This is a genomic window from Phycisphaerales bacterium (assembly GCA_040221175.1).
In the GTDB taxonomy this organism is placed as follows: domain Bacteria; phylum Planctomycetota; class Phycisphaerae; order Phycisphaerales; family UBA1924; genus JAHCJI01.
The window spans coordinates 264,189-288,547 of record JAVJVK010000001.1 but is presented as its reverse complement, the minus strand read 5'-3'; the positions used below and the strand labels follow the sequence as shown (position 1 = coordinate 288,547).

Annotated in this window: 16 protein-coding genes; 12 read left to right on the top strand and 4 right to left on the bottom strand. The window is 66.1% G+C overall.

Annotation, left to right across the window (positions count from 1 at the left end; genetic code table 11):
* Nucleotides 1-98: 98 nt before the first annotated feature.
* The gene (locus tag RIE32_01210) at nt 99-4,169 is read left to right on the top strand and encodes an amino acid adenylation domain-containing protein (GenBank protein ID MEQ9094862.1); all 4,071 of its coding nucleotides are present in this window, start codon (nt 99-101) and stop codon (nt 4,167-4,169) included.
* Here RIE32_01210 and pdeM read toward each other — a convergent pair.
* Together pdeM and RIE32_01200 are read right to left on the bottom strand one after the other, a co-directional pair.
* Nucleotides 4,108-4,785: a ligase-associated DNA damage response endonuclease PdeM gene (gene pdeM / locus RIE32_01205; protein ID MEQ9094861.1), complete on the bottom strand. Its 678-nt coding sequence runs from the start codon at nt 4,783-4,785 to the stop codon at nt 4,108-4,110. The genes RIE32_01210 and pdeM overlap by 62 nt on opposite strands.
* The gene (locus RIE32_01200; GenBank protein ID MEQ9094860.1) at nt 4,782-7,259 is read right to left on the bottom strand and encodes a ligase-associated DNA damage response DEXH box helicase; all 2,478 of its coding nucleotides are present in this window, start codon (nt 7,257-7,259) and stop codon (nt 4,782-4,784) included. The genes pdeM and RIE32_01200 overlap by 4 nt, the downstream gene beginning before the upstream one ends.
* Nucleotides 7,260-7,326: 67 nt before the next feature.
* Here RIE32_01200 and RIE32_01195 point away from each other — a divergent pair, with 67 nt between their 5' ends.
* The 4 genes from RIE32_01195 to RIE32_01180 all read left to right on the top strand — a co-directional run bounded on the left by RIE32_01195 (nt 7,327) and on the right by RIE32_01180 (nt 14,883).
* Entirely contained in the window at nt 7,327-10,047 is a 2,721-nt protein-coding gene (locus RIE32_01195; GenBank protein ID MEQ9094859.1) for a PD-(D/E)XK nuclease family protein, read from the top strand.
* Nucleotides 10,044-13,121, top strand: a complete 3,078-nt coding sequence (locus tag RIE32_01190) for a UvrD-helicase domain-containing protein (protein MEQ9094858.1) — start codon at nt 10,044-10,046, stop codon at nt 13,119-13,121. The genes RIE32_01195 and RIE32_01190 overlap by 4 nt, the downstream gene beginning before the upstream one ends.
* Nucleotides 13,122-13,349: 228 nt before the next feature.
* Nucleotides 13,350-13,928, top strand: coding sequence for a PEP-CTERM sorting domain-containing protein (locus tag RIE32_01185; protein ID MEQ9094857.1), 579 nt, complete (start codon nt 13,350-13,352; stop codon nt 13,926-13,928).
* 379 nt (nt 13,929-14,307) lie between these two features.
* The gene (locus RIE32_01180; protein MEQ9094856.1) at nt 14,308-14,883 is read left to right on the top strand and encodes a PEP-CTERM sorting domain-containing protein; all 576 of its coding nucleotides are present in this window, start codon (nt 14,308-14,310) and stop codon (nt 14,881-14,883) included.
* 110 nt (nt 14,884-14,993) lie between these two features.
* Here RIE32_01180 and RIE32_01175 read toward each other — a convergent pair whose 3' ends face one another.
* Entirely contained in the window at nt 14,994-15,515 is a 522-nt protein-coding gene (locus tag RIE32_01175) for an adenine phosphoribosyltransferase (protein ID MEQ9094855.1), read from the bottom strand.
* A gap of 138 nt (nt 15,516-15,653) precedes the next feature.
* Here RIE32_01175 and RIE32_01170 point away from each other — a divergent pair, with 138 nt between their 5' ends.
* The 4 genes from RIE32_01170 (at nt 15,654) to RIE32_01155 (ending at nt 19,932) form a co-directional block, all read left to right on the top strand.
* The gene (locus RIE32_01170; protein ID MEQ9094854.1) at nt 15,654-15,962 is read left to right on the top strand and encodes a co-chaperone GroES; all 309 of its coding nucleotides are present in this window, start codon (nt 15,654-15,656) and stop codon (nt 15,960-15,962) included.
* Between the two features lie 14 nt (nt 15,963-15,976).
* Nucleotides 15,977-17,419: a 3-phosphoshikimate 1-carboxyvinyltransferase gene (aroA, locus tag RIE32_01165; GenBank protein ID MEQ9094853.1), complete on the top strand. Its 1,443-nt coding sequence runs from the start codon at nt 15,977-15,979 to the stop codon at nt 17,417-17,419.
* Nucleotides 17,420-17,492: 73 nt separating this feature from the next.
* Nucleotides 17,493-18,731 carry an NADP-dependent isocitrate dehydrogenase gene (icd, locus tag RIE32_01160; protein MEQ9094852.1) on the top strand — a complete coding sequence of 413 codons (1,239 nt, stop codon included), beginning with the start codon at nt 17,493-17,495 and terminating at the stop codon, nt 18,729-18,731.
* A 34-nt stretch (nt 18,732-18,765) separates the two neighbouring features.
* Nucleotides 18,766-19,932: a glycosyltransferase family 1 protein gene (locus tag RIE32_01155; GenBank protein MEQ9094851.1), complete on the top strand. Its 1,167-nt coding sequence runs from the start codon at nt 18,766-18,768 to the stop codon at nt 19,930-19,932.
* Here the strand turns inward: RIE32_01155 and RIE32_01150 are convergent.
* The gene (locus tag RIE32_01150; GenBank protein ID MEQ9094850.1) at nt 19,929-20,297 is read right to left on the bottom strand and encodes an aspartate 1-decarboxylase; all 369 of its coding nucleotides are present in this window, start codon (nt 20,295-20,297) and stop codon (nt 19,929-19,931) included. The genes RIE32_01155 and RIE32_01150 overlap by 4 nt on opposite strands.
* Before the next feature lie 130 nt (nt 20,298-20,427).
* Between RIE32_01150 and RIE32_01145 the strand changes: the two genes are divergently transcribed.
* The 3 genes from RIE32_01145 (at nt 20,428) to RIE32_01135 (ending at nt 24,356) form a co-directional block, all read left to right on the top strand.
* Entirely contained in the window at nt 20,428-21,651 is a 1,224-nt protein-coding gene (locus RIE32_01145; GenBank protein MEQ9094849.1) for a hypothetical protein, read from the top strand.
* A 113-nt stretch (nt 21,652-21,764) separates the two neighbouring features.
* On the top strand, nt 21,765-22,973 hold the full coding sequence (locus RIE32_01140; GenBank protein MEQ9094848.1) for a hypothetical protein: 1,209 nt from the start codon (nt 21,765-21,767) through the stop codon (nt 22,971-22,973).
* Nucleotides 22,974-23,186: 213 nt separating this feature from the next.
* Nucleotides 23,187-24,356 carry a hypothetical protein gene (locus RIE32_01135; GenBank protein ID MEQ9094847.1) on the top strand — a complete coding sequence of 390 codons (1,170 nt, stop codon included), beginning with the start codon at nt 23,187-23,189 and terminating at the stop codon, nt 24,354-24,356.
* Nucleotides 24,357-24,359: the final 3 nt, after the last annotated feature.

Genomic DNA, 24,359 nt, shown 5'->3' with positions numbered 1-24,359 from the left:
GAGCCGGCCCGACACCGGATTGACCAAGGTTGGCCCCCGTTCTAGCCGAAGAATCGGGAGTCAATGCCGACACGTGCGGCCATGTCGATAGAGGACCCATGCCCCCCGGCGGCTCGCTCATCCAAGCCCTGCATGCCTCGTTCGATCGCCACGCCGATCGGGTCGCCATCGAGGAATGGCCCGACGGACGCGCGCTCACGTACGCCCAGCTCGATCAGGCCAGCGCTTCACTCGCGGCCTCGCTGTGGCGGCAGGGCGTCCGTCCCGGCTCGATGGTGCCGCTCGTCATGCCCCGATCGCCCGACTACTTGGTCGCCGTCGTCGCGGTGCTTCGCTGCGGCGCCGCCTACGCCCCCATCGATCCGGCCGATCCCAGGCGTCGCCACATGCTCGAATCGCTGGGCTCGCCGGTGGTCATCGGGCAGGAGGCGGGCATGCTCGACCCCAGCCGCATCGACGAGCAGGGAGCGGCCCCCGACGTCACCGTCGCGCCCGACGATGCCGCGTACGTCATGCATACCAGTGGTACGACCGGCCAGCCCAAGGGCGTCATCGTGCCCCACCGCGCGGTGATTCGGCTGGTCATCGACGCGGACTTTGCGCACTTTGGTCCTGATCACCGCTGGGGCGTGATGAGCGCCGTGGCATTCGATGCTTCGACGCTGGAGATCTGGGGCGCCTTGCTGCACGGTGGCTGCTGCGTGGTGCAGGCGATGCCGGTCCCCAGCCTGGACGATCTTGCCGACTATCTGACCAAGGGTCGCGTGACGGACGCCTGGCTCACGGCCTCGCTCTTCAACGCGATGGTCGACGAGCACCCCGGCGCCATGGCCGGCATGGGCCAACTGCTCACCGGCGGCGAGCGCGAGAGCATGCCGCACGTGCGCCGCATGAAACGCGCCTGTCCCGGCGTCACGCTGATCCACGGATACGGCCCTACTGAGAACACGACGTTCAGCCTCTGCCACACGATCTCCGACGAGGACGCGCGGCAGGATCGCATCCCCATCGGAACCGCCATTCATGGCAGCACCATGCGGATCGTCGAACCTGGCGCCTCGGCCGACGCACCGAAGCAACCGCTGCCTGAGGGCGAACTGCTCGTGGGCGGCCTCGGGCTTGCATTGGGCTACCTGAACGACCAGCAGCGGAGCGCCCAGAAGTTCGTAACCGACGCAGCGGGCGAGCGTTGGTATCGCACCGGAGACCTCGTCAGACTGCGCGAGGATGGCGCCGTCGTCTTCATCGGTCGCGTCGATCGGCAGGTCAAGATCCGAGGCCATCGCGTCGAACCGGACGGCATCGAGCACGAACTGGCGTCTTGCCCCAGCGTCGACCAGGGCGTCGTCGCGGTTGCGGGCGACACCGCCGAAACCCGGCGCCTGATTGCCTTCTACGTACCACGAGCGGACGCCGACGACGCAACGGTGCGCGCCGAACTGGCCGAGCGCATTCCGCCAACGCACATGCCCGAGCGATTCATCGCCGTGGCGTCCATGCCCATCGGCACGACGGGCAAGGCCGATCGCAACGCCCTCCTGGCCGCGGCCGACAAGCCCCGCGAGCCAACGGCTGGCCGTGAAGCCAGCCCCACCGAAGCACGGCTCGTCGAACTCTTCGAACGTCGGCTGGGCGTCAAGATCGGCCCGGACGATGGTTTCCGCGAGCGAGGGGGTCATTCGCTGCTTGCCATGCGGCTCAGCGTCGACATCCGCCGAGAGATGGGCATTGCCCTGCCCGCCGCCGAGATCCTTCGCCGCAACACGATCGCCGAGATGTCGCGGATCATCCCGACGCTCGCGGCGGAGACCGTGGAGCACACGAACGAGGCCGACGATCCCATCGGCGACATCCGACGACGCGCCAGCATCGAACACGCCCGCGATGGCACCGCGATGGCGATGCTCGTGCACCAGGCGTGGCACGTTGACCCGGCCCACGACCTCGACCGCCTCGATGCCGCCTGGCGCATGCTGCTCGAGCGGCACGAAGCATTGCGCACGAGCGTGGTGTTCACCGACGCCGGGCCCCGACTCGTCGAACACGATCCCCATGCCGCCGCGGTGTTCCACGCCGAACATGGCCGCCTGCGTGCGCCCGACCCCAGCGATCCACGGGTGCGTGCAGCCTGTGAAGCGTCCATCGGTGCTGGAGATCCACCAGCCCGCCTGCACGCCTGGAACATCGACGACGGCTCCCAGCTGCTGCTGTTGGTCTTCCACCATGCCGCCATCGACGAGTGGTCGCTCCAGATCCTCGCCGATGAACTCGATGCCTTGCTTGCCGGCCGATCGCTTTCGAGTCCCGCGCCCTACGGCTCGTTCGTGCGCGCCGAAGCGGCCATGCGCGATGACGAGTTGGCCTCGGACCTGGCACAACGCATCGCCACCGGCCAGCCCCCCACCACCGTGCTTCCTCCTGCGGGACCACAGGCCGGACGCAACCTCGAGTTGCGGGATCCAGAACTGACCTTGGCCAACGTCGACGCTCGGGCGGCAGGCCTGGGCGTCGCGCCCGCTGCCCTGGCGGCAGCCGCACTGGGATTGACGCTGCAATCCATGTACGGCCAGCCCGGCCGATGGCTGCTGACGCCCTTCGCCCGCCGACCGAGCGAGGAGCTGCAACGCGTGGTCGGATGTTGCCTGGACATGCGGCCGCTAGAGTGCACGGCTGGGTCATTGGAAGAAGCCGCAGGGCACCTCCACCGGCAGATGCTCGATGCCCAGGAAGACCGGACGCTACCGCTGGAGGCCCTCATCGATCGCGTACGCCAAACCGCACCGGACCGCGCGGGCGATGCGACACGATTCGGCCTGACGTATCGCTACATCGACGATCGGCCGCGCCCAATGGGTGCATCGATGGCAACGCCGGTGGAGATCCCCCAGCCTGCCGCACGCTTTGGCCTGTGCCTCCACGTGGAGCGGCGGACCAACGAACTGCGCCTGTGGCTGGAAGCGTCCGCCGATAGCTTCACCGACGATCAACTCGTGGAAGTCGGGCGACAAATCATGGACTTGATGCTGCGCGGTTCGGCGTCGCCCGCCAGATCGGCTCGGATCGAGCGTTTCCAAGCCGAGGAAGACCACACAGCCTCGCTCGCGGAGCGCAGCGTCCTTGCGGAGCTATGGACCGAGTTCCTCGGATCCGAGCCAAGGCCGGAGCGCGATTTCTTCCAGGACGGGGGTACGAGCCTGCTGGCGATGCGGCTGGCCGGGGCGATCCACAAGCGGCTGGGGCGTCGCCTGATGCTCAACCAATTCCTGCGTCGGCCCACCCTCGATGGTCTTGCCGCGAGCATTCGAGACGACGCCGAACATCCCTACGCCGAGTTTTCCGTTGCCGGGCCCGACGACGATCACAGCGAGGCGGCATGGTTCATCGGCATTCCCGGCTCGGCCGGTCGAGCCATCGACTTGTATCGGTTGTGGCACGAATTGGGCAAGGGCGATGCCCCGGCTCCGGATATGCTTGCCTTCGACCTGGCAACCATTGCTACGGGCGAATCTGACACGTTTGATCCGGCCCGGTTCTTCTCGCGATTTACCGCGCTTACGCACGCGTATGCGATGGCCGGCCATCGCAATGGACCCATTACCGTTCTTGGATACTCGCTCGGTGGGCTCGTTGCCATCGACATGGCCCACAGGCTGGTCGAGTTGGGCCATGATGTTCGGCGGGTCGTGCTGCTGGACGCGTACGCATCACCATACCTGAGCCGCACGCTTTGGTGGTTCCTGGCCAAGGCTAATGCCCGGATACGCGCGATCGGCAGACCTGGCAACACCTACACGCTGGCACCGCGATCGCACGAGAGCGGCGATGCCCATGCCGCCGAGGCCAGCCGTGCCACGTGGCGAGGGATCCATCGCACGCTGGCGGACTGGACGCCGCCCACGCTCTGCACCGAGACCGTGCTTGTTCGTTCGCGACCGGCCTGGCGGCACGTGCGTCCGGTCTGGCATGCTGCGACGAATGGGCTGGGCCCTGCGCTGCGCGGCCCCGTCGACGTTCGCGTGACGGACGTCGAGCACCTTGCGATGCTGACTACCGGGGCCGACCGGATTGCCGAAGAAATCCGCGATGTTCTAGGTGCGACCGAACCGATCACACCCGCCACACCCGCGCACCGGCCGTCGCCCATCGTTCGTCATCCTGGCCAACCGTAACGACGGCTCCATCGATGAACGTGGAAAAGGCGGGGAGCACCAGGGCCCGATACTCCCGGTCGAGCCAGAAGCACGGCAGCTTGATGCGCTCGCCTCGGCCGCGCAGTCGTACGGCCGGATGCACGTGGCCGCACAGAGTGTAGTGGCGCGCCACGATCGGGGGCTCGTGGGCCAGCGCGAACCCCTCGACCTCATATCGCGTCGGCAGGACCTCGACCTGCCAGCCCTCGAGAATCTCCCGGCCACGGGGCGAGACCAGCGCACGATCGTGATTGCCCGGCACGATCGCGAGCTCGCAGGGAAGCGTCGGACGCCATGCCCGGATGAGCTCGTCCATGCCCGGCGCGAACGAGGCAGGGCCGTGCACGAGGTCTCCCAGAACGATGATTCGCTGGGCGTCGACGCGCTCGGCGGCCAGACGCAAGCGTTTGAGGTCTCTTTCGAGCGGTCCCACGGGCAAGGCGGCGCCCACATCTCGGAAGGCCTGGCACTTGCCCCAGTGCGTATCGGCAACCAACAACCAGCGTTTCTTCGCCCAGTACACGGCCCGTTCTGCCATGAGCAGGAATTCCTGGCCTTCCAAGGTCATGGTCGCATCGCCAGCGGTGGTCGTCATAGCTCGGCCTGCATCTCCGCCTGCATGCGTGCGACGCGGGACTCGAGGTCTTCGCTCGACATCGTCTGGGTGCCGATGCGTTCGATGATGAGCGGAAGCGCGAGCGGGCTTGGTTTCTCCGTCCGCACGATCTTGATCTTGCTCGAGGCGATGCGGTCGAGGGCGGCGGCGAGTCGCCCCTGCTCGAACTGGTTTTCGAGGACCTCGCGCCGGGCTTGGGCCAGCAGCAGGTGGTCGGGGTCGAACTCGTTGAGTACGTCGAAGATGAGGCCGCTGGACGCCTGGAGGTGCTTGCCAGCAGCCCGCGTCCTGGCGCTGGGATAGCCCTGGAAGACCAGGCCGGCGACGCGCGCAATCTCGCGAAACTGAAGCCGTGCCAGTTCGGCGCTATTGACGCTCTCGAGGGCGTCGTCCACGAGGTTCTCGCGTGAGAAGAGCTCCGGCGCCAGGTGGTCGGCGTATGGGAAGGCCTCGGGGCAGAGCAACTCGAAGCCGTAGTCGTTGAACGTGGTCGTGAACGTCGCCGGCGCGATTCGGCCGAGCCGAAGCGACAGCAGCGCACTCAGGCCGCTGTGCACCAGCCGGCCCTCGAACGGATAAGCGAACAGGCGGAACCCATCGCGGCTCTCGAGCAACTCGAAGAGGACCTCGTCCGCGTCGGGAACCACCGAGCGGTGAGATTGAACGGCGACCACTGGCAGGAACGCTTCCAACTCGGCGGGCAGGCCGTCGGCATCGCCGGTCTCGACGGCCCTCGCGGACCGCTCCAGAGAGGCTCGCACTGCTATCGACAGGCTCTCGCTGATGGGCAAACGCGTGCCGCCCCAGATCGGCGTGAGGTTGGTATGCCTGGTGCCCTTTCGCACGAGGGCGACCTCGTTCCGCACACCCACGAATCGCAGCGTCTGTCCGGCAAAATTGAAGTGCTGCCCTTCGCGCAGGCGTCCGACGAAGCTGTCTTCGATGTGGCCGAGGCTTCGGCCGCTGACGAATCGCATCTCGATGGTGCTCGGTCCGGTGATGGTGCCCACGTTGAGCCGGTGCATCTGTGCGACGCGTTTGCTGGGAACGCGGTACGAGCCATCGACCAGTTCGACTTTATGGAAGCGTTCGTAGGCCCGCAGCGTCGTGCCGCCCTGGGTGACCAGCAGCAGCGTCCAGTCGAATGCTTCGCGGGTCAGGTGCCGGAACGACCAGGCCGATCGCACTTCATCGAAGAGTTCGTCGGCTTCGAAGCCGCCCCCGAGCGCCACGGTGACCATGTGCTGGGCGAGCACGTCGAGCGGCTGGTTGACGGGGTCGCGCGGCTCGACGGCGTTTGCGTCGATCGCTTCTCGCACGGCGGCGATCTCCAGCAGTTCGAGCGCGTTGGTCGGGACGCACGTGATCTCGCAGGATTCACCGGGCCGATGCCGTGCCCGCCCGGCGCGTTGCATGAGCCGAGCGACGCCCTTGGGCGAGCCGATCTGCACGACGCGTTCGACGGGCGCGAAGTCGACGCCAAGGTCGAGCGAACTCGTGCACACGACGATGCCGATGTCACCGGCCTTGACGCCCGCCTCGACGCGCTCCCGCTCGTCTCGATCGATCGACCCATGGTGGAGCGCGACGCAGCCCTCCCACTGCGGCCGCTTGATGGAGATGGCATGGAACCAACGCTCGGCCTGCGACCGCGTGTTGGTGAAAACGAGCGTGGGTACGTCGGGATCGAGGTAGTCCAGCACGTCGTCGAGCATGGCAAGGCCCATGTGCCCGGCCCAGGGAAAGCGACGGATGTTGCTCGGTCGCAGGGATTCGACGCGGACGGGACGGTCGATGGGCGCCCGAACGATGGCCGGCGAGGCACTCGTACCAACCAGGGCGGCTGCGGCATCATCAGCGTTGGCGATGGTGGCGCTCAGGCCCCAGGTGCGGACCTCGGGCGCGAACCGGCGCAGGCGGGCCAGGCCCAGTTCGACTTGGCTGCCCCGCTTGCTACTCAGCAATTCGTGCCATTCGTCGACGATAACCGTGCGAAGGTCCGAGAACCGATGTTCGGCGTCGGTCTGCGTCAGAAGGAGGCAAAGTGATTCGGGCGTCGTGACCAAGATGCTGGGCAAACTTCGGCGTTGGCGGCTGCGGACGGTGCTGGAGGTGTCACCCGTGCGGCTCTCCACCGTAAACGGCAGGTCGAGGGCGTCGATCGGCGCCTGCAGAGCCTGCTCAATGTCCCGAGAGAGGGCACGGAGCGGGCTTATATAAAGGATGGACAGGCCGCGGCGGGAGCCGCCGGCGTCGGCCAGCTCGGCCAACGCCCCCAGGTAGGCCGCATAGGTCTTGCCCGAGCCGGTTGGCACGAGGATCAGGCCGCTGTCTCCGGCGGCGTGTCGGGCCCAGGCTTCTTCCTGGAAACCATGGGGTCGCCAGCCGCGGTCGGCAAACCAGCCGCGGAGGCGATCGAGGGTCGGCCCTTGTTTTGTTTGGGTTTTGGACATTCCTTTGACTACACTATGCCCGCAGCACGGCCCGGTCGGCGGGCGCGGACCCATGGAGGGGGTGTTCATGCAGACCCACCGGCTGAACGACTCGCAGCCCCCCATGGCTTCGGCGATCAACTGGTTCCTTGGCCGGGCCGCTGACGGGGTGCTGGACCTATCGAGCACGCTCGTTGCGACGCCGGGGGCCCGGGCGGGGCGCGTGCTGGGAACGCTGCTGGCACGCGCATGCCAGGATCGCGGGCTGGTCCTCTTTCCGCCTCAGACCACCACCGCCGGGCGATTGGCCGAATCTCTGACGCCCACGGCTCGGGGGGCCGGGCCACTGCACACGCGTCTGGCCTGGCAATCGGTCTTGCGGGCTGCGGAGGCCGACGTGCTCTGGCGTGTCTTGCCCGACGTGGTCGATCCGGCAGCATGGGCCCAGGAAATCGGCGGCACCATCGACGAACTTGCTCGCGCGGGCTTGCGGGCGGCGGACGTCGCGCGGGCCGAGTTACCCCCGCTTGAGGACCCCGAGCGCTGGCAGGCCCTTGCCAAATTGCAGGACGGTTACGAGGCATTGCTCGATCGCGCCGGGCTCGTCGACTCGGGGCTGCACGCGATCGACGCGGGCAACGACGTCGCTGCCGGCTTGGACGCGATCGTCCTGCTGGGCTGCATGGACCTACCCGGGCTGGCTCGGCGCATGCTGCGCGTCGCGGCATGTCCGGTGCACGTGCTGGCGATGCTGAATCGGGGACTGCACCCCGACGGCGTCGTGGACGAGTCGTACTGGCGCGATGCGAGCATTGATGTTGATCCCGATGCCGTGTTCGTAACCGGCGATGCCGAGGCACAGGGAACACTGGCCATCCGCGCCGCCGTCGATCTGGATACTTCCGCCATCGGGACGGCGGATGAGGGGCTGGCTGGCCCGGTGCGGCGGGCAGCAGCGACGCACGGGCTGAGCGTACACGTGGCCTGGGGTAAGCCGATCGGGACGTCGGGTCCGGCTCGCCTGCTCGGTGATATTGCCGTGCTGCTGCGCGAGCGCAGCTTCGAGGCGCTCGCACGCGTGCTGCGGTCGCCGATTGTCGTGACGACGCTTGCGGCGGCAGATCTGCGTTTTGGGCAACTGCCGCGGGCCATGGACCACTACCTGCAGGCGGCGTTACCCACGCGAGCGTTCGCAACGCTGCCGGCTGGCAACGATCACGCTGCCCGGCCGCGCGAGATCGTCGAACGAGCGCGGCGGAGGCTCGCTGCCATGTTGCGGCCGCTTCGCGAAAAGCCACGACCGCTGCACGCCTGGGCGGAAGCGATCGAGCGCACCCTCGTCGCGCTGCTTGAACCATCGCAAGACCATCTGGGCACAACGTCGCTCGAGGCCGTAGGCGTCATCGGTGAGCAGTTGCGGACGCTTTCCATGCTGCCCGACGTGCTCGAGCCCGAACCGGCGCCCGCGCATGCGGCGATCGATCTGGTGCTCGCCCAGCTCGAGACAAGCAGCAGCCCGGCCGAACCGGGAGGCGAAGACCTGGACGTGCTGGGGTGGCTCGAACTACCGCTGGATCCCTCGCCGTCGATGGTCGTTCTGGGTGCGCACCATTCGTCGCTGCCCGTCGCACGGGCTCCGGGCTCGCTCATGACCGAGGGTCTGCGACGGGCCCTGGGCCTGCCGGGCGAGCATCGGACACTGGCACGCGACGCCGCAAACATGGTCTCGTTGCTCGGTGGCGGCCGGCACGTTCGGTTCGTGCTGGGCTCAGTCGACGCCGCTGGTGAGTCGCTGCTGCCGAGCACGCTGCTCTTGCGTGGCTCGGGCGACGGCCCGGCCCGCATGCTGGCGCGGGTGCGCGAGGGTTTTGCGACGCCGCCGGCGGAAGAGGCTCCGCCCGCGTGCGGCTACCGCGTAGGGGTCATGCGCGAGACCGAGCCGATCGCGAGCATGTCGGTCACCAGTTTCCGTACGTTCCTCGAGAGCCCGTATCAGTTCTACCTGCGACACGTCCTGGGCCTTCGCGAGGCCTCGGCAATGCCGGCCGTGGCCCGGCTGGACGCCAGCGGGTTCGGCACGTTGCTGCACGAGGCGCTGCGTCGATTCGGTGCGGATGTTGGTGCACGGGACGTAAGCGACGAAGCAGAGATTCGCCGGCTAATGCACGCCGGGCTGTGGGAGGCCGCCGAGCAACTCACCGGGCCGGTTCGTTCGGCGATGACGCTGGCGCAGATCGATGCGGCCGAGCGACGACTGGAAGAGTTGGCGCGCGTGGAGGCCCAGAGACGGGCCGCCGGGTGGCGCACGCTTGAGGTCGAGTGGTCGCCCGAGTCTCTGCCCATGCTGGCCCAGTCCGGCGTCGTGCTTCGCGGCACGATCGATCGCATCGACCATCACGCAAAGAGCGGCGCCATCGCGCTGTATGACTACAAGACGTCGAACACCGCCCACAACCCTCGGTCATCGCACCGCAAACGCGATGGCGGTTGGCGAGACCTGCAGTTGCCCTTGTACGAAGTGCTTGCGCGACCGCTCGCCGCGGCAGTGGATGCCGAGCAGATCCCAGTGCTTGGGTATATCTCGCTGGCAGGGTCCGAAGTGAAGGTGCAGGAGACCGGCTGGACCGAGGAAGACCTGGCCGAGGCGCACGCGTGTGCGGTCGACATCGCAACACGCGTGCGCTCGGGGCTCGAGGCCATGGCGGACATTGGCAGCCCCAGATACGACGGGCCGCACGCGAGGCTGGCCGGCATCGGGATGCTGCTCGATGAAGAGCACCTGGATCGCATCGATGGGGTTCGGCCATGACCGCAGCCTTGAACAGGACCAAGTCCAACCACCCGTTCGAGGTCGTGATGGCTTCGGCGGGCACCGGCAAGACGTTTACCCTGACGAACAAGCTCGCCGGACTGCTGGCCCGTGGCGTCGCGCCCGAACGCGTCCTGGCGGCCACGTTTACCCGTCAGGCAGCCGGCGAGATCCGCGAACGGCTGCTCACGCGCATTGCCAGCGCCGCGGAGGATGAAGCGGCCGCGGCTGACCTTTCCGAGCATGCCGGGGTCTCGCTGGATACGAGCGGCTGGCTGAACGTTCTGGGCCGGCTCGGTCGCAGCATTCATCGCGTTCGTATGGGAACGCTGGACAGTACGGCCCAGTCCCTGGCCCGCTCGCTGGCGCCTCAGCTTGGCCTCATCGCGCCCTGGCGGCAGGCATTCGAACACGCGGAAGAGCAGTTGCGTTCGGAAGTGGTCGAGCGGCTCCTTCAAGAACGGGCAACGGCAGAAGAGCGAGCGGCAATCCGATTGCTTGCCGGGCAGGAGGGCAGCGCTTCGGGCGACGAGCGGTTGGCCGAGCTCCTGGCCGATTCTGGCGCCCAGCTTCGACGTGCGGCTCAGGACGCCTGGAATTGCCTGGCCGACGAGTCGTCGCACGGCCCCACCATGGACGACGTGCGAGCATCGGCGGCCCGCTTGCGCGACATCGCCGGGCCGACGAACAAGGATGGCAAGACGCCCAACAAGCAATTCGTCAATGCTCGTGCTGCGGTGCTGGACGCATTGGAAGCTGGAGATCACGCCGGCCTGCTCAAGAAAACCCTGGTGGCCTGCTGCGAGCAGGCGGCGCCGACATACCACCGCATCGACGTACCGCCGGAATGGCTCGCCGAACTGCGAACGATCCTGCGCGGTGTCGTCCGTGCGGAACTCGGCTTATTGCACGAGCGCAACCTTGTCGCCGGTGAGTTGCTTCGGCAAGCGGTGCAGATCGAGGACGTGGTGCGACGCGAGCACCGCGCCTATTCGCTGGGCGATTTATGGCGTGCGTTGGCCGAGTGCGACCTCGATAGCCAGCAGGTGGCCTATCGGATGGATGCGCAGTTCGATCACATCCTGCTCGATGAGTTTCAGGACACGTCGATCGATCAATGGCGCGTGCTTGCTCCGCTCATCGATGAGGCCGTTGCGGGCGGCGACCGCGATCGATCGGTGTTCATCGTCGGAGACGTGAAGCAGTCGCTGTATGGCTGGCGCAACGCGCAGGCGGCCTTGCTGCCCTACGTGGCGCATCGATGGCCTCAGATGCACACACGCCCGCTGAACGAGACGTATCGATGCCGGGGCACGATCGTGGAGGCGGTCAATCGAGTGTTCGGCGGTCTGGACTCGAATCCGAGCCTGGAGGGGCACGACGCTGCCCGGGATCGCTTTGCCGATCAATTCATGCCGCACGTCTCGGCCGTGCCGGGCGAGGGCCAGGTTCGCATCGTGGACCTCTCGGCGACGCTGGACGATCCCGACGATGAGGACGCAGCCGTGGCTGCGGTCGCCGACGCGGTGGCGGCCGTGCACCAGCGTCGGCCCGGCGCCGAAGTTGCGGTGCTCGTTCGTCGGCAGAAGCTGATCGGCAAGATCGTGGCTGCACTTGCCGCTCGCGACGTGCCGGCGGTGTCGAGCGCGTCGGCCAGCCCGTGCGACCATCCGGTTGTCGAAGCGGTGCTCTCGGCGCTGCATCTGGCGGCCCATCCGGGCGATGGGCCGAGCCGGTTCGCCATTGCAACGGGACCCTTGGGCGCTGCGCTCGGTCTCGAGCGGTGGGAAGACCGAGACGACGCACGCCGCGTGTCGCGAGATCTTGCCATGCGGATCTTCGAGCACGGGCTGGCACGCACGGTCGAGTGGCTGGCGGGCCTGGCCGGCCGGTCGGCCAACCAGCGCGGGCGGGCTCGACTTGGCGATTTGGTATCGCTCGCCGAGGCGTACGAGAAGGAGCTTTCCGAAGCCAGCGGCATCGACGACTTCATCGGCTACGTTCGCACGAGCCGCGTGCGACCGCGCAGCAGCGGACTTGTACGCGTGCTGACGCTGCATGCGGCCAAGGGACTGCAGTTTGACGCCGTCTTCCTGACCGATATCGACGGCCAGTTGGCAACGCGCGGGCCAGCCTTTCTGGCCGATGCGGGCGGGGCCGAGGTCGACGATCCGACGGCGGCGCCGACGCGGATGAGCCTCTCGGGTACGAAGGAGTTGCGTGCTCATTGCCCACGCCTCCACGAGATGTACGAGCGTTGGCGTGAGCGGGCGGCCTACGAAGAGTTGTGCCTGCTCTACGTGGGCATGACGCGGGCCAAGGCCCACCTCGAGCTCTTCGTGCGATCGAGCAAGAAGGGACTTGGCACGGTGGCGTGGCACGGTCTGGGCGCGACTGGCGCCGAGCACGTGGAAGGCAGCCCGGGCTGGGCCGATGAACCAGCCGACGCGCCGGCGGTTCACCAGCCCGCCCCCCCATCATGGGCCAGGCCTGAGGCGATGCCGAAGGGCTGGAGCGGTCCGGACGAGCCCTGGCGCATCGCGGCATTGCGCCCCTCCGATCTCCAGCCGGAGCACGAGGTGTCGCGGTTGCTTTCGATCGATGCTCGGGCGGCAGACCTGGGGGCGGAGGTACACCGGCTGCTGGAGGGCGTCGCCTGGTTGGAAGAAACTTTGAGCGACCCGGCCGACTGGGTGGACGAATCAGGACCGCGTACGGCCGAGGCGGCGGATCGCATCCGCCGAGCGCTTGCCGGGGATGCCCTGCCGGGTGTCCTCTCTCGAACTGGTGTTTCCCGTCGAATGGGCGAGGGGTTGGATCTGTCGGTCGAGCGAGAGCGACCGATCTCGGCAATCGTGGAGGTGCGGGGGCGGCCGACGTTGGTCCGGGGCCGGATTGATCGGTTGATCCTGGGCCGAGACCGGGGACGACCCGTGCGGTGCCTGATCGTGGACTTCAAGACGGGCGGTGCGACGGACGAGGGACGGGACCAGATCGAGCTCTACCGGCTGGCCCTGGCTGAGGTCTTGGGCGTGGCGGTCGATGAGGTGGACGCCGAGTTGGTAGAGGTCTGAAGTGTGCCCGCACGCCCGGCGAGGGGTCTTCCCTTCATTATCGGAAGTGAAAACCGGCCTTGGGGGCTCGTACGAGCGGATTCGGGCCAGTGTTCGCGAAAAAAAGCGTTCTGATTTCTGGCGTGGATTCGGATCGGTGGTAGGTTGTGGGTGATAGGTCGCAAGCAGACGACTGTTGAACCAAGGCTTTCGGGGCAAACGGCCCCGGTCGCGTGAGGAGATGTAGATATGAAGAAGGCTTTCGCCCTCGTCGCCGTTGCCGGTGTTGCCGCTGCCGCCACCGCCCAGTCCATCACCATCGATGTCGCCAACCCGACCCTGGCTCCCGGTGAGAGCACCATGGTCACGCTGAGCGCTGGCTACGGCGGCACCGACTACGCCGTCGCCGGTATCGCCACCGACTTCATCAGCTCGGTTGGCTCGGACGGCTGGAGCGACCTGGCTCTGGTCGCCCCCATGAACGGCCCCGGCACCAGCGCCGGCGCCGCTTCGGGCACGGGTGTTGACGGCATCATCGCCGGTCAGCTGAACTTCCCGCTCGCCGGCATCTACGCCGACGACAGCAACCCCATCGCGTTCTGGAGCGCCACCTACACCGCTCCGGCCGTGGTTGCCGACGCGTTCACCGTCGACCTGAGCACCGACACGAGCAAGTTCGACGTGTACATCGCTCGTGACTCGGCCACCAGCCAGAGCCGTCTGGCCGACCTGACCGAGGGCTCGGGCGCCATCAACGTGGTCCCCGCCCCCGCCAGCCTCGCGCTGCTGGGCCTCGGCGGCCTGGCCGCTGCCCGCCGTCGCCGCTAATCCGGCGTCCGGGTTCAGTGAAACGCTGAATTCACGCGGTCCTGACGAAAGTCGGGACCGCGTTTTTGTGCGCCCCCGGTTTGTCGTGCGCTTTCAGGAAGTAACTGGCGTGTTATCAGGGGTTTACCTGGATTAACCGACGTGCAAATCCGAACATTCTTCGTACAACATGCCGACGTGATACGTTTTATAGGACGTTGAATCGTCAAATTTGGCGCAAAACCGCGATCTGAACACGCAAATGCTCTTGTCGGCCTCTCTCAATTCGGTTACACTCGACTCGTCGATCCGCGGGTCAGCAAGTTCGGGATCGACAGAACTGTTGTTGTGTGAATCCATGAAGAAACAAGGTTTCTTGAGCTCAAGAGGAGAGACCAAGATGAAGACTGCTGCGATTCTTGCCGTTGCTGGTGTTGCCGCTGCCGCTGCTGCCCAGTCCATCACGATCGACGTTGCCAACCCCACCCTGAACCCGGGTGAGAGCACCACGGTCACCCTGTCCGCCGGCTACGGCGGCACCGACTACGCCATCGCTGGCGTTGGTACCAACTTCATCAGCTCGGTTGGCTCGGACGGCTGGAGCGACCTCGCTCTGGTCGCCCCCATGAACGGCCCCGGCACCACCCCCGGCGCTGCTTCGGGCACGGGCGTTGACGGCATCATTGCCGGCCAGCTGAACTTCCCGCTCGCCGGCATCTACGCCGACGACAGCAACCCCATCGCCTTCTGGACCGCCACCTACACCGCTCCGGCCGTGGTTGCCGACGCGTTCACCGTCGACCTGAGCACCCGCACCAGCCGCTTCGACGTGTACGTCGCCCGTGACCAGGCTCTCAGCGAGAGCCGTCTGGCCGACCTGCGCGAGGGTTCGGGCGCCATCAACGTGGTTCCCGCTCCCGCCAGCCTGGCCCTGCTGGGCCTCGGCGGCCTGGCCGCCGCCCGTCGTCGCCGCTAATCCGGCTTCTGCGACAGGCTAGATTCTGATTCTGCACGGGCCCGACGAGAGTCGGGCCCGTGTTCTTTTGTCGATAGCGCACCAGGATACGGTCGAGTATTCGTGCTCGACTAGAACTTCAACACGCAATGCAGCGGCTCGAGACCCGCCAGTTTCTCGCGGCCGCGGAGCGACTCTAACTCGATGAGCACGGTGGCCCCGATAATCGAAGCGCCCGCCATTCGGGCAAGCTGAGCGGAGGCGTCGAGCGTGCCTCCGGTGGCCAGCAGATCATCGACGATGAGCACCCGGCTGCCGGCGTTGATGTCGTCTGCGTGGATCTCGAGTCGATCGACCCCGTATTCCAGTTGGTATTCGACGTGATGCACGGCACGTGGCAGCTTGCCTGCCTTTCGGATCGGCACGAACCCCGCCGAGAGCGCCTGGGCGATGGCCGTACCGAAGATGAAGCCGCGGGATTCGGCCCCAAGCACCAGGTCGACGCGCTTTCCTCGGAAGGGGTTGACCATGAGTTCGACGGCCAAAGCGAGCGCACCGGGATCTGCCAGGAGCGGGGTGAAGTCCTTGAAGACGATTCCGGGCTTTGGGAAATCTGGAACGTCCTTGATGAGGCGGAGGAGTTGGTCGTGCATGGATTGGTCCTGAAAAAGTATCAAAGGGCCTGGCTGAGCGCGGAGCTAGGATAGCGGCCGGCAGCGGCGGTCTTGCGGACCGAACGGTCTGGAGGTTGGTGGATGGCTCGGACGGGTTCGACCAAACGAATTGAGACGGTGGAACCCATCGGCGCGCGGGTTCTGATTCGCAAGGACGAGGACAAGAAGCAGACCAAGGCCGGCCTGCACCTGCCCGACAAGATGGAAATTCCCACCCTCACGGGTCGGATCGTGGCGATTTCGAGCCAGGTGGAGCACGACGAGGACTATCCGGTGCGGCAGTATCAGCGCGTGCTGTTTCACCCCGGGAAGGCGATTCCCGTCGATTTCGAGGGTGATAACCGGTTATTCGTGGTGCCGATCACCGACGTCGTTGCGGTGTTTCGGGCGGCCGGAGATGACACGGACGCTGCTGGCGGGGTGTAGGAGCCATCGACGCCATGCCAGAATTCGCCCCACACGCCGGCCCCCAGGAGATGGCGTCGCATCTGGCGGCGCCCCTGGACACACTCGCAGACCCGCTGCCCGTGCCGACGCTGCGTTCGGTCCTGGGCGAGGCTGCCTTTGACGTTACCCTCCGGCCGCCGGGCAGCAAGAGCCTGACCAACCGGGCACTGCTGTTGGCGGCTTTGGCCCGGGGCACGAGCGAGTTGCGGGGCGCCCTGGCCGATGCGGTTGATACGAAGGTAATGCTGGCGGCCTTGCAGACCCTTGGCGTTGGGATCGAGATCGATGGCACCACGATGCGCGTGTCTGGCGTCGGGGGCCGATGGGCGCCAAAGGGTGCTTCGGAGATCACGCTGGACCTGGAGAACGCGGGCACGGCTACGCGCTTTCTCGCTGCGGCCAGCGTTTTGTCGCCGGTGCCGATCGTGATCACCGGAAATCAGCGGATGCGTGCGCGACCGATCGGAGCTCTGGCTGGCGTACTTGGCGATCTTGGCGCTCGTGTTGAGAGCCTCGAGTCGCCTGGATGTCCACCCCTTCGGATCACGCCGCCCGCGAGCCCACCCGAGCGGGGGCAGGTGTTCTTCGAAGAGTTGCCGTCGAGTCAGTTCGTTTCGGCGGTATTGATGCTCGGGGCGTTCCTGCCCGGTGGATTGTCGGTGGAGATCGACGGCGAGGCCACCAGTGCGTCGTACATCCGCATGACGATGGGGCTGCTCGACCTGCTGGGCGTGAACGTGCGCGCTTCGGCGGACATGCGGGTCTTGCGTGTCGCGAGCCACGGCGGAGGCATCGATGGATTCGAACTGGACATCGAGCCGGACGCGAGCGGGGCCTCGGTCTTCTGGGCCGCGGCGGCCGCGACGCCAGGCGCCCGTGTGACGATGGACGGCGTGGACGAATCCGGCCTGCAGGGCGACGTCGCATTTCCTTCGGTGCTGGCGCGGATGGGTGCCACCATGACATCGATCGGGGCGGACGATGGACCCGGGGGGCCGCGGCTGACGGTTCGTGGTGGGTCTTCCATCAATCCGGTCATGGCCGACATGCGCGACATGCCCGACGCGGCGATGGCATTGGTCGTGCTCGCGTCGCTGGCCAGCGGCGGGTCGATGATCCGGGGGCTGCACACGCTGCGAGTGAAGGAAACCGACCGGCTGGAGGCTTTGAAAACCGAATTGGCCAAGGTCGGGGTGGAGGTTGAGCTCGACGTCCACGGCGAGGACGGGGCGGTCCGCGTCGAGCCTCCGGCCAGAGGGCTCGATCGCTCATCATCGGCGACGCCGGTGGTGTTCGACACGTATGACGACCACCGGATGGCGATGGCGTTGTCGCTGATTGCGCTGCATCGGCCCAACGTGAGCATCGCCGACCCGGGGTGCGTGCGGAAGACGTATCCGGGATTCTGGACGGAGCTGTCCAAACTCTACGAATAGCGGACAAAACCGCGGAATTGTCGACCTATGCTGGGTGTTTGGAACTCCCCCACCGACTCCGGAGAAACCACCCATGCCCGCGACCGCAGAGCCGATTACCACCAGCAATGGCCGCCTGAACGTGCCCAATCAGGTCATCATCCCGTTTATCGAGGGCGATGGAACGGGGCCGGACATCTGGGCGGCTTCCGTGCGGGTATTCGATGCGGCCGTTGAGAAGGCCTACGGCGGCGAGCGGAAGATCCACTGGCACGAGGTGCTGGCGGGCGAGAAGGCCCACAACCAGACCGGCGATTGGCTGCCCGATGCGACGCTGGACGCGTTCCGCGAATATCTGGTGGGCATCAAGGGCCCGCTGACCACCCCAACCGGTGGCGGCATCCGCTCGATTAATGTTGCGCTCAGGCAGCAGCTCGATTTGTATACCTGCCTGCGGCCCGTGCGGTGGTTCGAGGGCGTGCCCAGCCCGCTGAAGGACCCCAGCAAGACCGACATGGTGATCTTCCGCGAGAACACCGAGGACATCTACGCGGGCATCGAATTCGAGGCCGGCAGCGAGGACCTCAAGAAGTTCAAGGAAGGCTTCAGCCAGACGTTCCCCGATCGCTGGAAGAAGGTCCGCTTCCCTGATTCGTGTGGCATCGGCATCAAGCCCGTGTCGCAAGAGGGCACCGAGCGGCTGGTGCGGGCGGCGATCCAATACGCGATCGACAACGATCGTCCTTCGGTGACACTGGTGCACAAGGGCAACATCATGAAGTTCACCGAGGGCGCCTTCATGAAGTGGGGCTACGAGGTGGCGGCCAAGCACTTCGGCGCGACCCCGCTCGATGGCGGACCGTGGCACGAGTTCACCGCGCCCAACGGCAAGAAGATCGTGATCAAGGACGTCATCGCCGACGCCTTCCTGCAACAGATCCTGACGCGGCCGGCCGAGTACGACGTGATCGCGACGATGAACTTGAACGGCGATTACGTGAGCGACGCCCTGGCGGCGTGTGTGGGCGGCATCGGCATCGCGCCTGGGGCGAACATCAACTACGACACGGGCCACGCGGTCTTCGAAGCGACACACGGCACGGCTCCGAAGTACGCCGGCCAGGACAAGGTGAACCCCGGCAGCGTGATCCTCTCGGGCGAACTGATGCTCCGGCACATGGGCTGGACCGAGGCTGCCGACCTGATCATCAAGGGCATGGAAGGCGCGATCGCCGCGAAGACGGTGACGTACGACTTCGAGCGTTTGATGGACGGGGCGACGTTGCTGAAGTGCAGCGAGTTTGGCGAGGCCGTTGTCGAGAAGATGGGCTAACGCTCAACATCCTGGAAAGACGAGGGCGCGAACCATGCGGCTCATGCTGTTCACCGACACGCTTGGCGATGTGAATGGCGTGAGCCGTTTCATTCGCAACATGGGGCACGAATCGATGGCGGCCGGGCGGGAGATGCTGATCGCCACGTCGACGCGCTTCGAGGTGCCCGATGACCCCTGCTTCTACAACGTGAAGCCTCGGTTCGCGATGAAGATGCCCAAGTACGCCGAACTGGACATGGTGATTCCGCAGAAGCGGGACCTCGTGAGGCGTGCCGACGAGTTCAGGCCCGACGTGGTGCATGTTTCGACGCCGGGCTCGGTGGGCAAGGTTGGCCGCGACTATGCCAAGAAGCGCGGCATCCCGATCGCAGGGGTGTACCACACCGATTTCCCCGCGTACCTGGAGCACCTGTTCCACGATGAGATGTACGGCACGGTGACGGCCCAGTACATGAAGTACTTCTACAAGCCGTTCAAGCTGATCCTGTCGCGCAGCGAGCAGTACATGGAGTCGCTGGAGAAGCTCGGCTTCTCGCGGGATCGCATGGCCAAGCTCGAACCGGGCATCAAGCTGGACGACTTCGACGCGAAACACAAGGACGAGGGCGTGTGGGACGAGTACGGCCTGCCACGCGACTCAGTGAAAGTGTTGTATGTCGGCCGCATCAGCACCGAGAAGAACCTGCCGATGCTGACGGCGATCTGGACGCAGGTGCGCGAGCGGACGAAGGCGGCGGGCGTGGATGCGCATCTCGTGATCGTGGGTGGCGGGCCGTACCTGGACGAGATGAAGTCGGCGCTCGGCGGGCACGGGACGGTGTTCCCGGGGTTCAAGCATGGAACCGAGTTGGCCACGCTGTATGCGTCGGCGGACATGTTCGTGTTTCCGTCGCTGACCGACACGCTGGGGCAGGTGGTGCTCGAGAGCCAGGCAAGCGGCATCCCGGTGATCGTGGCGGATCAGGGCGGGCCCAAGGAAGTCGTGGACGACGGCCGAACGGGCCTGGTGCTGCCCGGACATAAGACACCGGCGTGGGTGGACGCGGTGAGCGATTTGGCGATCGACCACGACAAGCGGAAGGCCATGGGGGCGGCGGGCGTGCCTTGGGCGCAAGACTTCTCGATCTCGGCGAGCTTTGAGAAGTTCTGGTCGGCGCACGAGGCGCTGATCGAGGCGCCTCAAATGCAAACCGCCTAGGGCCAGGGGTCGTAGGCCACGACCCGGTCGAGGGCATTGCCATCGGCAACGAGCGCGACCTTGGGCTGGTGGGCCACGTACTCGGCTTCGTCCATGTAGGCATAGTGCATGATGATGAGTTTGTCGCCCGGATTGACCAGCAGGGCGGCGGCACCGTTGACCTCGATGACGCCATCGTCGCCCAGGAAGACGTAGGTCTCGAATCGCTCGCCATTGGCGACGTTCGCGACCTCGACCGCGTCGCTGGCCCGCAGGCCAACGGCCCGCAGGAGTCGGCGGTCGATGGTGATAGAGCCGACGTAGTCGGGACGGGCCGCGGTGACAGCGGCCATGTGGATCTTGCTGTGGAGGACCTTTCGGAGCATGGGGAGCCATGGTATGGGTTGGGAAACCGGCCGGCCGGGTGGACGGTCGAGGATGCGGGCAATAAGCGGGTGTACACGGGCGTTGGGCCGAGTGGGCGCGGTGCGTCCCCTTATCTGGAGGCTGGCAACGATGAGCAGGCTATTGAATCGGATTCTGATCGGGTGTGCGTGCGTGGCGATGCTGGCGATGACGCGGCCGACCCTGGCCCAGTTTGGCGGCGGGGGCGGCGGCTTCGGCGGGGCTCAGGGCCCGCAGGTGAACCGCGAGCAACTCGAGGACTACGCCGACATCCTGGGGCTGGACGCCGATCAGCGAGAGATCGCCCAGATGATGCTCGAGGAATACATCGACGGCGTGCAGTCGACGATGGACACCATGCGCGACGCGGCCCAGAAGGCTCGCCAGGAGTTTGAGGAGACGCGCGACCGCTCGGCATTCGAGAGCCTGCGCGAACTGGGCGAGCAGACCCGCGAGCGTGTCGAGACGCTCGAATCGCAGTTGATGGCGGACTTGCAAACCATGCTGACGCCCGAACAGGCCGAGGCCTGGCCCAAGGTGGAGATGGCCCATCGCAGGGCGACGACGCTGCCGCGGGGGCTGATGAGCGGCGAGCGAGTGAACCTGTTCGAGATCGTGGAAGGCCTGCAACTCGAGGGCGAGCCGGCCGCTGAGGCTCAAACCGTCCTGGCGGACTACGAGCTTGCCTTGGATCGAGCTTTAATGGCCCGGAACGACAAGTTCGAGGAAGGCATCGAGATGTTCCGCCAGCGCGATTTCGAGGCCTTGCAGAGCCACTTCGAGAGCGCTCGCGAGGCGAGCGTGCGCGTCCGGGATACGCACCGCACGTTTGCCCGGAGGCTGGAGGCCATCATGCCGCGGGAGAAGCTCCCGGAGCTTGAATCGGCCGTGCGTCGAGCGAGCTTCCCGACGGTGTATCGCGAAAACCGGGCCGACCGGGCGATCGAGGCGGCCAGGGGCCTGGAAGACCTGAGCGGCGACCAGCGCGAGCAGATCGAGGCGATTGCGCTCTCGACGAGCCGCCGGATGGATCAGGTGAACCGCAAGCTTGCCGACACGATCGAGAGCAACGAAGTCAACATGAGCCTTCGGGACATGATGCGTGGTGGGCGCCGGGGAAACGAGGACGGCACGCGGGAGCTGTTCCGTGAGAAGCGTGACGTGGTCGACCAGACGGTACAGCAGATCAGGGCGGTGCTGACCGAGGAGCAGGCCGGGAAGCTCGAGGCGGCCATCGGCGCCGACGATGAGGGAGAAGGGCGGGGTGATCGAGCCCGTCCGGCGGGCCGCGGTGGTGATCGCCAGCAGCAGCGGTCTCGACAGCGGGAGTTCTGATCGTCGGCTGGCCAGCAGACCAGGGCCTCGCTGACGGCAATCACGACGCGGCGCATCCACCTGTTGGGAGTGGTGCGGCGCGTCGTCCTGGTCTATCTGAAGGAGGCATCGGTATGCGACTGAAGCTCGGGGGCGTGGCGATCGTGGGCCTGGGTCTGGCAGTTGGCACGCCGGCACTCGGTCAGCAGGGAGACACTGTCATGATTACGTCCACGAGTGCGCCCGGCGGGGTGCATCGGGGTGGCCGGGCGTTGTCTCGAGAGACCATGCAGCGGATGGGCGAAGTGCTGGGGCTCGACGAGATCCAACTCGACGTCGCGTTCGAGATGTTCAAGGAATTTGCCGACCAACGCCAGCAGTTGAACGACAGGTTGCGACAGGACCTGGAAGCCGCCCGGAAAGAGGTGACCGACGGCGACTTCGGGGCCATGATGGCCCGCATGAAGGAAGTCAATGGCGCTCACCAGTCGGCGGTTGCGGAACTCGAGCAGACGCTGTTTCGCGATATGCGGGCGATGTTGTCCCCCGAGCAGGACGTGTTGTGGGAGCAAGCCGAACGCATCCACCGTCGGGCGAAGAACCTGGGCTCGCTGACGCGATCCGAGGCGCGGGTCGATCTGGATGATCTGGTGCGAACCGAGTTTGCCGACGCGTATGGGCAACCCGCCGTTACCGAGGTGCTGGAACGCTGGGCGGTCCACGTAGATGGTCTGCTGGTCGAACGGATGCGCAAGGCCGAAGATATCGGCGGCGGCCCCGGCTTCAATGGTGGCGTGTTCATTTTTGATGGCGAGGAGGATCCGTACGAACCTCTTCGGACGTTGGACGCCAGGATCGCAACGGCAGGTCAGCAGGCGGTCCGAACGCTGGCGGGCGTGCTCGAGCATGATCGGGTCGAGTCGGCCTGGCTTCGGCAGGCGTATTCGCGTGTGTACAAGAAGACCAGCGGGGAGCGTCGACTCGAAGCCGCCATGGGCCTGGCGACCCTCGACGAGGCGCAACGGGATCAACTGCAAGCCGCCGCCGATCAGCACGAGCGGGACGTTGCCGCCGCGCGAGATCGGTGGGTGGTCGCCGAGCGGGAGCGTGAAGCGGAGGATCGGCTGCCACCGGGCGTCGTGCTGGTGGTGCACGGACAGGACCCTTCGCCGAGCGATGAGGCCGAAGCGGCCGTGTTGCAGCTCGACGAGCGGCTGGAATCGAAGCTCACGTCGATCCTTCGAGCCGAGCAACTGGCCGAACTGCCCAAGGCCGAGTCGGAGCTGCGATTCGAGTTCACGCCCGGATCGAGCGAGAGTCGGACGATCCGATCTCCCCGGTAAGCCGTAGGATCAGCGGAGGGCATGGAATGCTCGCTTCGGGGTGCAACCCCTTGGCGATCATCCCAAAGAAGGAAGTGGGATCTGGCTGCCGGCTCGATACGCCCCGCTCGCGGGCGACGCGGTGGTTGACGTAGGGGAAGCGACATGAAGATGGCAATGTGTGGCGGCGCATCACGGACATCCGTATGGGTTGTGATCGGTATGCTCCTGGCCGTGTTCCTGAGCGCCAGCCCTGCTCGTGCTCAGTTCGGCATGGGCATGGGCAACGACGCCATGCAGATGGCGATCGGGCGAACGGCCGTCGACCGGTACTCGGAGTTGCTCGGTTTCGACGAGGTGCAGCAGGAAACCGCCGAGATGCTGCACCGGGACTATCTGGACAAGTTCAAGCAGGCCAACGACACCCTGATGGATGCCATGCGGAGGCTCCAGGAGGAAGCGGGCAAGACGGGCGACTGGCAGAAGATGATGAAGCCCATGGGCAAAATCATGTTGGGCTTCTTTGAACGCGTGGAGGCCCTCGAAGAGACGTTCTTCGAGGACCTTCGGATGATCGCCATCGAGCCGGGCCAGCAGGAGGCTTTTGTCAGGGTCGAGCGGGCCCGCAGGCGCGAGAAGGTCGAGACTGCCGGCCAGATGAGCGTGGTCAACGGCGGAACGATCGACCTGCGTGAAATTGCCCGTGAGGTCGAGGTCCTGGGCAATGAACCCGCTCGTGAGGCGTTGCTCGCGTATGAGGCCGAGATCGATCCGGTCTACAAGCGGTTGATCGACCGTTCGTACGGGTTCATGCGCGAGCAGATGGAGCGCATGAAGAACATGGCCGACGACGACGAGTCGATGGGCTTTGATCAGGACGCGATGACGAAGATGCAGGAAGCGATGACCGAGATGCGTGAACTGGGAGCGCAGGGCAAGGCGATCAACGCCCGCTACGCACGCCAGATCATGCAGGTCCTGCCTGCCGACCGTCAGGGCGCGTGGGACCGGGAGGTTAAGCGCCGCACGTGGCCCACCGTGTACCGACAGAGCAAGGCCGAGCGCCAGATCGAGGCGGCAGGCAAGCTCGATGATCTGACGGCCGAGCAGCGTGAGAGCCTGGAGGCCATTCGGCAAAGCTACGAGCGCGAGGCATCGCCCATCAACGATCGCTGGGCCAAGGCGATCGACGAGCAACAGTCCGGCGACCAGATGAACTGGTGGGGCTGGGGGCAGGATTCGACCGAGGTTGATGAAGCCGAACAGGCTCGCCAGGATCTGGATGAGCGATTCGTGGAGCGTGTGCGGGGCCTTTTGACGCCCCAGCAGATCGAGAACATGCCCGAGGTGGGCGAGTCGGGCTTCGATGCCGACGAAGTGCTCCGCGAGTTCGGGGGAGGCTGAGCA